This is a genomic window from Butyrivibrio sp. INlla16, assembly GCF_900104155.1.
Classification (GTDB): Bacteria; Bacillota; Clostridia; order Lachnospirales; family Lachnospiraceae; genus Butyrivibrio.
This window is the reverse complement of the sequence record NZ_FMYB01000011.1, coordinates 93558-105490: the sequence shown is the minus strand read 5'-3', so window position 1 is coordinate 105490 and position 11933 is coordinate 93558. Positions and strand designations below refer to the sequence as shown.

The window sequence follows — 11933 nt, the reverse complement described above, 5'->3', positions numbered from 1 at the left end:
TAATTGAATACAGAGAAAACTTTTTCGCATGGATTTACGATTTTTCAATACCTACAACGAATAATCTGTCGGAAAGATCACTCAGAGGAATCAAAACCAAAATGAAGGTATCAGGTCAGTTTGCATCTACTGATACCGCGGATAATTACGCCCTTATAAGGACATATATCGAAACATGCCGTCGTAACGGGATAAATGAAATAGAAGCTCTGTCCAGGCTATGCAATGGTAAACCTTATACTGTGGAGGAAATCTTCTCTTCACAGAAATAATCATACTGAAACTTAATAGCGAATCAGCGTGCTGATTAAGTACGCTGATTTGTCATGTCCAAAAGTATTTAGACCGTGAATAGTAACAAAATAACTTCTATAAAGAATTAATAGAAAAACTTTATTTGAAAAACAAGCGATTTACGGGTATACTACTTTGTGGAAACCGATTAATCGCTTATTTTTCTATATATATAAGCATTATATTTATACAATGGAGGCAATAATATGCAGGGTTCTAAACCAACAGTTTTATTAATTATGGACGGATTCGGAATTAACGACAATCCGAAGGGAAATGCTATTGCTATGGCAAATACACCCGTCCTTGACGGCCTTATGAAGGACTGTCCTTATGTAAGAGGTAATGCAAGCGGACTTGCAGTTGGACTTCCGGACGGGCAGATGGGTAACTCAGAAGTAGGCCATATGAATATGGGTGCAGGCCGTATCGTTTACCAGGAGCTCACAAGAATTACAAAGTCTATCGAGGACGGTGATTTCTTTACAAACGAAGGCCTTATGGCTGCTATTGATAACTGTAAGAAAAATGATTCTTCACTTCACATGTATGGTCTTGTAAGTGACGGTGGCGTTCACAGTCATATTACTCATATCTACGGACTTCTTGAGCTCGCTAAGAGAAACGGACTTTCCAAGGTTTATGTTCACTGCTTCCTTGATGGACGTGATACACCTCCGGAATCAGGTATCGATTTTGTTCAGCAGCTTGAGGACAAGATGAAGGAACTTGGCGTAGGCGCAGTTGCTACTATCTCCGGAAGATACTATGCAATGGACAGAGATAACAACTATGACCGTGTCAGGGTTGCATATGATGCTATGACAAAGGGTGAGGGCAATAAGGCAGACAGCGCTCACGAGTGCATGGTTCAGACTTATAAAGACGGAAAGACAGATGAGTTCGTTATCCCTACAGTTATCATGAAGGATGGCGCTCCCACAGCTACTATCAAGGACAATGATTCTATCATTTTCTTCAACTTCCGTCCTGACAGAGCCAGAGAAATTACACATTGCTTCTGCGATGATGATTTTGATAAGTTTGACAGAGGAGCACGCATTAAGACTACTTATGTATGCTTCACAGATTATGATCCGCTTATTCCCAACAAGGAGATCGCTTTCAAGAAGGTTCTTCTTAATAATACCTTTGGTGAGTGGCTTGCAGCTAAGGGCATGAAGCAGGCTCGTATCGCAGAGACAGAGAAGTATGCACATGTAACCTTCTTCTTCAATGGCGGTGTTGAAGAGCCCAATGAAGGTGAGGACAGAATCCTTGTTAATTCTCCCAAGGATGTTCCTACATATGACCTTAAGCCTCAGATGAGTGCTCCCGAAGTTTGTGACAGAGTTCTTGAAGCTATAAACTCTGACAAATACGATGTTGTTGTAACAAACTTCGCTAACCCTGACATGGTAGGTCATACAGGTGTTATAGATGCAGCAGTTAAGGCTGTTGAGACAGTAGATGAGTGCGTTGGTAAGATTGTTGAAGCTGTTAAGGCTAAGAACGGCACAATGTTTATCTGCGCTGATCACGGTAACGCTGATATGATGATCGATTATGAGACAGGCGAGCCTTTCACAGCTCATACAACAAATCCTGTTCCTTTCATTCTCGTTAACTATGATCCTGCATACACACTCAGAGAGGGTGGATGCCTTGCAGATATCATTCCTACACTTATTGAGTGCATGGGCTATGAGCAGCCTGCCGAGATGACAGGAAAATCACTTCTTATTAAGAAGTAAGCTGTAATTTAATACTTGTTGATTTTTACGATTATTTATGTTATCTTAGACAAGTATTTGTGAAATATTAGGAGGGATTTTTTCGTGGCAGCTTTGAAAATTGTTTTGGCAATTATTTTTATTATTGATTGTGTCGCACTTGTAACACTGGTTCTTGCTCAGGAGGGTAAGACTCAGGGACTTGGTTCTATACAGGGATTTGCAGAAACTACTTACTGGGGTCAGATCAAGGGACGTTCCAGAGAGGGTATTCTTAAGAAGGTAACAGTTGTACTTTCTGTGCTTTTCATAGTTCTCAGTATAGTTCTTAACATGACTGTATTTTAAATTCAGGTCGTTTTACTCAAGGGCACTCTTAAATGAGTGCCCTTTTTTATCTTATGGGAAATAAGCAAGCGGCATTCTATTTATTTTGATTTAAGGCTCTTTTGGAAGAATATAAAGGAAGACATTATGAGCAAAAAGAAGATTATGAATAAAAAAGAGAATATTGTCGGTACTTTTATTTCAAACCAGAGAGGCTTTGGATTTGTTGAAGTAGAGGGCAGGGATGAGGACATCTTTATTCCCGACGAGTATACCGGCGGAGCTTTTCAGGGTGATACCGTAGAGGTTGTTATAACTTCTGACAAAAATAAGAACGGCGGTATGCGCGACGAGGGAAGAGTTGTGGGAGTCCTTGTAAGGGCTGTCGAAAAGGTTGTTGGTACCTTTCAGGATGGACATACATATGGTTTTGTAATTCCTGACAACTTAAGGCTCACACAGGATATTTTTGTATTGAAGGAACACACCAGAGGTGCAGTTACCGGAGATAAGGTTGTGGTCGCTATCACTGATTATGGTGATCCAAAGAAGGGAAGGAAGCCTGAGGGTAAAATAACAGATATAATAGGAAATATTAATGATCCCGGAGTTGATATATTATCAATAGTTGAGGGATATGATATTCCAAGTGTTTTCCCTGAAAAGGTGATGAACCAGGCTGAAAAGTGCAAGGATCATCTTATTGAAGGTGACTATCAGGGACGCCTTGACCTTAGGGGTGTGACAATGGTCACGATTGATGGCGAAGACGCGAAAGATCTGGATGATGCTGTATCATTGACGGTAGAAAACGGGATATATCATCTCGGAGTACATATTGCTGATGTAACAAATTACGTGCAGGAGGGCTCAGCTCTAGACAGGGAGGCTCTTAAGCGCGGGACGAGCGTATATCTTGTTGACAGAGTAATTCCTATGCTTCCCCACAGGTTAAGTAACGGTATATGCTCTCTTAATCACGGTGAAGACAGGCTTGCTCTCAGCTGTCTTATGGATATTGATTCAAATGGTGCGGTTTTATCTCATCAGATTGCTGAAACGGTGATAAATGTTAACGAGAGAATGACCTATACTTCCGTTGCGGCTATTTTAGAGGATGAAGATCCTGATGAAATTAGTAGATATGAAGAGCTTGTGCCGATGTTTCGACAGATGGCTGAGCTTTCAGAGATTTTGAAGAAGAAGCGCGCAAAAAGGGGAGCGATCAATTTCGATTTTCCGGAAGCAAAGATTACTCTTGATAAAGAAGGGAATCCTCTTGAGATTAATATAAGAGTTGCAAATACAGCGACGTCAATGATAGAAAGCTTTATGCTTGCGGCAAATGAGACTGTTGCGGAGCACTTTTTCTGGATGCAGGCTCCTTTTGTATATCGTGTTCATGAGCAGCCGGATCTTGAAAAAATTGCGAATCTCAATGCTTTTATATCAAGACTTGGCTTGTATCTGAATGTAAAAGCTGAAGAGATACGATCTTCCGAGATTCAAAAGCTCCTTGAAAAGATTGAAGGAACCGAGGAAGAAGCGGTTATAAGCAGAATAGCTCTAAGAAGTATGATGCAGGCAAAGTATAGTACAGAGTGTCTTGGTCATTACGGTCTTGCTTGTAAATATTATTGTCATTTCACTTCACCTATCAGAAGATATCCTGACCTCCAGATTCATAGGATCATCAAGGATTATCTGAGAGGCAGAATTGATGATGATAAGCTTAATCATTACAAAGATATCCTTGAAAATGTTGCCAAACATTCTTCTGATACTGAAAGAAGAGCTGAAGAAGCAGAACGCGAGACTGAAAAACTGAAAAAGGCTCAATTTATGGAATCTCATATTGGAGAAACGTTCGAAGGTGTTGTCTCCGGTGTTACCGGCTGGGGAATGTTTGTTGAGCTTCCCAATACTTGTGAAGGTATGGTTCCGACTGTCACTATGGAGGATGATTTTTACGTTTTCGATGAGGATAACTATAGACTTGTCGGAGAGAGAACGGGAAAAGTATACGCACTTGGGCAGATGGTCACTGTAAGAGTTCATGATACAGACAGACTTGCAAAGACAATTGATTTCAGGATTGTCGATGAGAATGAGGATAATTACGGCGATAATTTGAATTTCCTTGACTATGACAATGGCTTTGAAGAGGATTACTATGAAGAGGATGAAAACGGTCATCTGAAATTAGTTAAAGGGAAAAATAAAAAGAAATCTGCAAGTAAGAAAGTAGATAAGAAGTTAGGTAAGAAGCCTGAGAAAAAGACTCCTGCTAAGCTTCGCGCCGCAAAGATTTCGAAATTATCTCTGGATTCCGAGGAAGCTGTTATAACAGCAAAGGAAAAGAAAGCTTCCGGAAAGAAAAGAGATAAGCTGAGCGAAAAAAAGAAAAAAGAAATCCTTAAAGAGGCTTCAAAACTTAAGAAATTAAGTAAGCTTAAGGCTAAGAAGAGCGAAAAGAGCGCTAAGAAGGCAGAAACAGAGAGCGGACGGAAGGTATATAAAGTACATAAGTACAAAAAGTCCGCAACTTCGAAAGCGGCAAGGAGTAGCCAGGGGAAGCGTAGAAAGAAAAAATAATAATGTGAACTCGTGGTTTATTGTTTTTTTCTATAATATGGCATAATATATTAAGACTACAAAGAATTGAGGTATGATCGTCATGGCTGACGAAAGCATAAAATTAATTGCAAATAACAAAAAAGCATTTCACGATTACTTCATTGAGGAAAAATATGAAGCAGGTATTTCTCTTGCAGGTACTGAGGTTAAGTCCTTAAGGCAGGGGAAATGCAGTATAAAGGAAGCCTGGGTTAGTATAGATAAGGACGAAGCATATATTTGCGGTATGAACATAAGCCCTTATGAAAAAGGTAATATTTTTAACAAGGATCCGCTTCGCGTTCGTAAGCTTCTCCTTCATAAGGCTGAAATAAGAAAACTTGATCAGGCTTCACAGGCACAAGGCTATACGCTTGTTCCTCTTGAGATATATTTTAAGCATGGTAAGGTCAAGGTTCAGATTGGTCTCGCTAAAGGTAAAAAGCTCTATGATAAGAGAGAATCAACCGCCAAGAGAGATCAGCAGAGAGAGGCAATGAGAGATTACAAGGTGAGTCTGAGATAAACTATAAGTTTAGTTGATTTTGGACGATAATCAGTATATACTTATCAGGCAAGCAAGGGTTAGTAAAGGTTTCGACAGGGATTCTGAAGCTGGAGAAGCTGTCCGCAGGATGGTGCGTTAATCCTCAAACTTAAATATAAACGCTGAAGATAATTTAGCAATCGCTGCCTAAATGCGGCGCGTCAGCCTGAGTGCACCTGCACATTCAGTAACTGACGTCAACTTTGCAGGAAACGACATGGTGAGTGCTCCGTAGCTATGGTCGTATTAGGGGCTACTTCTCATATTAGGGCGCTGACTTCCGGTTATGAGAGGGAAATGGCTTTGCCACAATAGCCGGCTATGACAGTAGAAGGACAGGGGACGGATTTTTGGACGCGGGTTCGACTCCCGCCTAATCCATTCACACAAATCGGTTTAATAGTTTGTAAATAACTATTGAGCCGATTTTTTTCATTGAAAGATATTATAAATTCTTGCCCAATGTCTGATTTTTCTTGCAATTTACATGTTCTTGTGTTTAGAATGTTTTTATGCACAAAATATGTAGGCATAAAAAGGAGGTTAGTATGATAAAAGGGGTAAAATATTTAAAGAAGTTTATCGTATCTGCGCTTGCCGCAGCATTTATTATCAGCGCTGTACCGACAACTGCAGTTACCGTAAACGCTGCTACAAAGGTTGATGTAAATGAGACAACACAGGTTCTCAGTAAAAGAGGTGTTCTTGTTTATAAGGCAACAGGAAACAGCATGGTTACAATTACACCTGGCGTGTATGCTAAGAATGTTCTTTCCGTAACAATTAATGATGAGGATGCAAAGATAAAGAATATCAAGTGCTCAAGCAAACTTAGATATAAGCTTACTTACAGAGAGTACGAGGATAAGACCGATTCAGTAACTTACAGATTTTCATTCTTTACAAAGACAGCTAAGCGTTACAAATTTAAATTCAAGGTTGATGATCAGGAATATTCAATTTTCATAAATGCTACAACACCGGTTGCAAGAGCTACTTTTGCAGGTCAGGATCTTTCAACAAAATATGGCCTTGGTACAGTTAATTATGTAACTGAGCTCAGTAAAGGTAAGTTTGCTGTACAAATGGGAAAAGGTTATACGCTTGAATCTGTTCAGGTTGGAAGATATAAGAATGTAACAAACGAAAACAAAGAGGTACATCCTACACTTTACTGGACTACCAGTGCTAACAATAAGACAATTAAGCTCAGCGGCGAGAAACAGGTTTCAGAGGATAGAGATATTCTCGAGAGTAGTATGTATGCTACAACTATTATTCGTGTAAACTACAGATACACGAAGAACAACACAACAGGCTGCGTTGATTACTATCTTAACAAAATTGTAGATTCAGATAATTAATAAAGGATATATGTAATGAGTCCGAAAAAAATCAGAAAAGAGCGCATAGTAGTCAAGGTAGGAACTTCGACTATCACCAATGAAAATGGCGGCATTAATATTCATCAGATTGATCTTTTATGCAGGGCGCTCTCAGGAATTGAAAATCTTGGATATGATCTTGTGCTTGTCAGCTCCGGCGCTATTGCCGTCGGAGCAGGCAAGATGCGTCTTAAACAAAAGCCCAAGGATCTGCGGCTTAAACAGGCTGCTGCTGCGGTAGGTCAGAGTGAACTGATGCATCTTTATGACAAACTTTTTGGAGAATACGGACGCCTTTGCGGACAGATTCTTCTTGATAATGATGATATCGAAGATCCGGTGAGAAGAGAGAACCTCAAGAATACATTTGACGCACTTCTTGAGAACCATATTATACCGATTGTTAATGAAAATGACTCTGTCAGCCATGCAGAAATTGAATCTGATCAGAAGCTTTTTTCGGATAATGATATGCTGTCAGCTCTTGTGGCAGCTTTCTGCGGCGCATGTAAGCTTATTATTTTATCTGATATCGATGGATTTTATGATAAAAATCCTTCAAAGTATCCTGATGCAAAACTTATCAGCCGGGTTGAGTCGATCGATGATACTATGTATGATCTTGCTGATGGCAGTGGCTCCAACAGAGGCACAGGAGGTATGGTGACAAAACTTCAGGCAGCTGAGTTTGCTACAGCCAGAGGTGTTGATGTACTTATTACGAATGGAAGCAATACGGATAATTTGTATGACATTATCAACAAAAAGCATGTAGGTACTTTGTTTGTTGCAAAGGAGAATAACTGATTTTGGTTGATGTTATTAAAACAGAGCGTCTGATCCTTCGGAAGTGGAAGGAGAAAGACGCTGATATTTTATACAGACTTGCAAAAAATCCTGAGATTGGGAGAGGAGCCGGATGGCTTCCGCATAAAGATGCCGAGTATTCCAAAGCAATTATCAGAGCTGTATTGTCAGATGACGGTGAGTATGCGATTGCTCTGAAGGATGATGGAAATACTCCGATCGGAAGTATAGGAGTACGGATTGGAAGCTGCGAAAATCGTGGAATCATGAGAGACGATGAAGCTGAAATCGGTTATTGGCTCGGGAAGGATTACTGGGGATACGGATATGCCACAGAGGCGCTTTCGGAGCTGGTGAGATATAGTTTTACTGAGATAGGGCTGAATTCCATCTGGTGCGGATTTTTTGACGGAAATGAAAAATCCAGAAATGTTATAGAACGCTGCGGTTTAAAATATCATCATAGAAATGAACACCTGTATAATTCTATGCTAAGTGAATATTACAATGAAACCATGATGAGAATTTCCGCAGAAGAATATTTTCATTGTACTAAATAGTGGAATGAAGAAAAATAAGTAGAGTTTTTGATAAAAGAAGACCGGTGATAATTATCACCGGTCGTATTATCAGAAATTAAAATTCCGGGGTACCTTCATGGTATTTGTCGTAAATCTCGGAGAGATAAACTTTAACCATCTCGATGTTAGCCATCTTCTTAAGTTCCGAATTATCCATTGCTATTGAAATCTCATCAGCAAGAAGAAGCATATCATAAATGGCAAGCTTGAATTCGTTTCTGGTCATATTACTGATATTGGCCTTCATAAGCGGAGTTCCAAGCTTCATAGTTACGTTCTCATCGGCAATACCTGTCTTGATGACCATGGTCTCGGGATCAAAATTTACATAAAGTATAAGTTTTTCCTTCTCATGCTTTCTGAGAGTAAGACTTGTCTGATGACTTGCCTCCATCCATTCGAAAAGATCAGCATCATCGGGGTGAAGAAGATAGTTTGTAAGCTCCTCGCGATGTTTCTCCACATACTGAAGATATTTGCTGGCGTTAGGACCGGTATATGAAAGTTCTACCTTAAGGCCATTCTCTGTCTTCAAAAGGCGACATTTGGAAGCAACTTCTCTGATTTTAAGCTCTGATTCGTTGTTGCCGATCTGTTTAAGCAGTCCGGTTTCAAGTTCCTGTTTAAATTCCATATAATCAATTTCCTCCAAAAATAGAAAAGCGTTAACTAAGCGTGTTAAGTATAGCACAAAGGCTTCAAAAATGGTATACTATTTCGTGGTATGCGCCTTCTATGAAAACGCATATTGGGATGAGTTTTTGAAAAAAGTAATGGGTGAGTATGGCTACAAGTAATTCAAGAAAACGCTCGGGTGCGAGCAGAACAAATAACACCAGAAAAAGATCGGCAACCAATGAAAGGAGACCTTCCGCAAGGTATGAGGAGGATACCCTGGACTATGCTGTAAAGAGTGAGATTTTATTAATTGCTTTTGCAGCGCTGGCGGTCTTTTTATTTTTATGCAATTTTAAGATATGCGGGTCTATCGGTAATACTTTAAGTGATATTATGTTTGGTATTTTCGGTATCGCTGCATATATTATGCCCTTAGTATTTTTTGCCTCCGGAGCTCTGCTTTTATCCAACGGAGCAAGCCCTGCTGCGATAAGGAAAATATTATCGGGACTTTTGGTTCTTATTGTAATTTCAATGCTTTTTGAACTTATTACAGGCAGAGTTCAAAGTATGACATCATACAATGCCGCAGACATATTTGACGGAGCCAAAAACGCTCGTAATGGCGGCGGAATGATAGCAGGAAGCATCACTTATGCTGTTTATCACAACCTGTCTCTTGCGGGTACGCTTATTGTAATGATGGTGGCAGGCTTTACCGGGATTTCACTGTTTACACAGAAATCTATGCTTGGCAAGGTGAAAAAAGGCGGCAGGCATGTGATCGAAAGAACCAGACAGGAAGCTGAGTTTTACAGAGAACGCCTGGATGAGCGCGCAAAATATAGAGAGGAAGAGAAAAACCGCATCGAAGAGGAAAGACAGCTCCTGCTTGAACAGAAAGAGGATGCCAAAATTCTCAGGATGGACAGGAAGGTTTCGGGTGTCAGCATGGACACAACCATCTCTGCAGACGATGGAGATGAGGACTATTTCGAGGAAGAGCCTTCAAAGGAACAGGAATTCAGGATACATGGAATAGATTTTGACAATGATGATGAGCCTGAACATCAGACATTTATTCCCGACGAAGAGGTTCATGATGATATACATGAGATAAAGTTTAATCCTTCAATTTCTACCGAACCTCAGCCGGACGGACAATATGTCATGAAGGCTGTAAAGACGCGCGAGCCCGAAAAGGAACACAGGATTATCAGTATAGGTGATGATTTTTCTGCTCCGGATGATGCTTATTCTGATGAAGAGGATGACAGTGCGGCAAGAAGTGCCCTTATGGCTGTAAAAAATCAAAAGCCCGTGGCTCGTCTTAAAGCCGAGGAAGAAAAGGATGACTTTACTGACATACCGATTCACGCAGAGAATCTTGCCCCTGACTATAACGGTGAATATGCTGTTCACAGTACTGACTATATTACGAGCTCCAAAAACAGAGAGGCTGCTGAGAAGAGACAGGAACAGACTATTACAAAAAGGCCTGTTATGGAATATGAATACCCTCCGTTTAATCTCCTGAAAAAAGGTGTTAAAGGAAGAGGTGACTCGGCAAAACACTTGAAGGATACAGCCAGAACACTTCAGGAGACTCTTGAAATGTTCCATGTTAATGCGACTGTAACGGATATCAGCCAAGGACCTTCGGTTACAAGATATGAACTTCAGCCGGAGGCAGGAGTTAAAGTAAGAAAGATTGTTGACCTTGCGGATGACATAAAAATGCATCTTGCGGCAACGGACATTAGAATTGAGGCGCCGATACCAGGAAAATCAGCGGTAGGTATTGAGGTTCCTAATAAAGAGAATTCTACCGTTGCACTGCGAGATCTTATTGAGAGCGAAGATTTTCAGAAGTCAAAGTCCAAGCTTTCCGTTGCTATAGGTAAGGACATCGCCGGTAAACTTGTGATAACGGATATTGCCAAGATGCCACATCTGCTTATAGCCGGAGCAACAGGTTCGGGTAAATCGGTATGTATAAATACAATTATTATGAGTATCATCTACAAAGCTTCACCTGAAGATGTAAGACTTATAATGATAGATCCTAAAATAGTCGAATTATCAGTTTATAATGGGATACCGCATTTGTTAATACCGGTAGTTACAGATCCCAAGAAGGCTGCTGCTGCATTAAACTGGGCAGTTGCCGAGATGACAACAAGATACAAGAAATTTGCCAATGCAAAGGTAAGAGATCTTAAGGGTTACAATGCTTTATGCGAGCAATCGCATGATCCCGAGATGCAGAAGATGCCTGAAATCGTCGTTATCGTAGATGAGCTTGCGGACCTTATGATGCAGTTTAAAAATGAAGTTGAGGATTCGATTGTCAGACTGACTCAGCTTGCAAGAGCAGCCGGAATATATCTGATAATTGCTACGCAGAGACCTTCGGTTGACGTTATTACAGGCTTGATTAAAGCAAATATTCCAAGCAGGATTGCTTTTGCGGTTTCAAGCGGCGTGGATTCAAGGACAATTCTTGACAGCTATGGAGCTGAAAAGCTTATCGGAAAGGGCGACATGCTATTCTTCCCGAGAGGCTACAATAAGCCTGCAAGAGTTCAGGGATGTTTTGTATCCGATGACGAAGTGCAATCGGTAACGGATTTTGTTAAAACACAGGGTGTCGAAACAGGTTATGGACAAAATGTTTCGGAAGAGATTTCAAGTATGGAAGTAAGCACGAAATCAAGCCAGCAGTCTATAACTTCGGATTCAGCTGATACGGCTTCGGATCTGGATCCTTTATTTGCACAGGCAGGTGCGGCTATTATTGAGAAGGAAAAGGCTTCCATCGGTATGTTGCAGAGATTATATAAGATAGGCTTTAACAGGGCTGCAAGAATTATGGACCAACTGAGTGATGCCGGGGTTGTCGGACCTGAAGAAGGAACGAAACCCAGGAAAATTCTTATGACAAAAGAAGCTTTTGATGAGATGATAAATAATGCATCATAAAAAGTAATCATCTGACGAGGTTTTATTGAGGAGGAAAAAGAGC

Annotated in this window: 9 protein-coding genes, 1 other RNA gene and 1 pseudogene; 10 read left to right on the top strand and 1 reads right to left on the bottom strand. The window is 40.5% G+C overall.

Going from position 1 to position 11933, the window contains the following annotated elements:
* The 9 genes and pseudogenes from BLR42_RS07535 to BLR42_RS07495 form a co-directional block, all read left to right on the top strand.
* Positions 1-272, top strand: a pseudogene (locus BLR42_RS07535) (hypothetical protein); the annotation flags it as partial.
* A 228-nt stretch (positions 273-500) separates the two neighbouring features.
* The gene (gene gpmI / locus BLR42_RS07530; RefSeq protein WP_091867926.1) at positions 501-2048 is read left to right on the top strand and encodes a 2,3-bisphosphoglycerate-independent phosphoglycerate mutase; all 1548 of its coding nucleotides are present in this window, start codon (positions 501-503) and stop codon (positions 2046-2048) included.
* 84 nt (positions 2049-2132) lie between these two features.
* Positions 2133-2375, top strand: coding sequence for a preprotein translocase subunit SecG (gene secG / locus BLR42_RS07525; RefSeq protein WP_022760063.1), 243 nt, complete (start codon positions 2133-2135; stop codon positions 2373-2375).
* Positions 2376-2501: 126 nt separating this feature from the next.
* On the top strand, positions 2502-4949 hold the full coding sequence (rnr, locus tag BLR42_RS07520; protein WP_091867923.1) for a ribonuclease R: 2448 nt from the start codon (positions 2502-2504) through the stop codon (positions 4947-4949).
* 82 nt (positions 4950-5031) lie between these two features.
* Positions 5032-5496, top strand: a complete 465-nt coding sequence (gene smpB, locus BLR42_RS07515) for an SsrA-binding protein SmpB (RefSeq protein WP_091867921.1) — start codon at positions 5032-5034, stop codon at positions 5494-5496.
* Positions 5497-5552: 56 nt separating this feature from the next.
* Positions 5553-5901, top strand: a transfer-messenger RNA (tmRNA) gene (gene ssrA, locus BLR42_RS07510).
* Between the two features lie 164 nt (positions 5902-6065).
* A complete protein-coding gene (locus BLR42_RS07505) occupies positions 6066-6881 on the top strand; it encodes a hypothetical protein (RefSeq protein ID WP_091819491.1) in 816 nt (271 codons plus the stop codon).
* A gap of 15 nt (positions 6882-6896) precedes the next feature.
* Positions 6897-7709 carry a glutamate 5-kinase gene (gene proB / locus BLR42_RS07500; protein WP_091867919.1) on the top strand — a complete coding sequence of 271 codons (813 nt, stop codon included), beginning with the start codon at positions 6897-6899 and terminating at the stop codon, positions 7707-7709.
* 2 nt (positions 7710-7711) lie between these two features.
* Positions 7712-8269: a GNAT family N-acetyltransferase gene (locus BLR42_RS07495; protein WP_242879251.1), complete on the top strand. Its 558-nt coding sequence runs from the start codon at positions 7712-7714 to the stop codon at positions 8267-8269.
* Positions 8270-8345: 76 nt separating this feature from the next.
* Here BLR42_RS07495 and BLR42_RS07490 read toward each other — a convergent pair whose 3' ends face one another.
* Positions 8346-8924, bottom strand: coding sequence for a hypothetical protein (locus tag BLR42_RS07490; protein WP_022760057.1), 579 nt, complete (start codon positions 8922-8924; stop codon positions 8346-8348).
* 149 nt (positions 8925-9073) lie between these two features.
* On the opposite strand from BLR42_RS07490, the gene BLR42_RS07485 reads away from it, so the two are divergent.
* Positions 9074-11890 carry an FtsK/SpoIIIE family DNA translocase gene (locus tag BLR42_RS07485; protein ID WP_091867917.1) on the top strand — a complete coding sequence of 939 codons (2817 nt, stop codon included), beginning with the start codon at positions 9074-9076 and terminating at the stop codon, positions 11888-11890.
* Positions 11891-11933 lie beyond the last annotated feature (43 nt).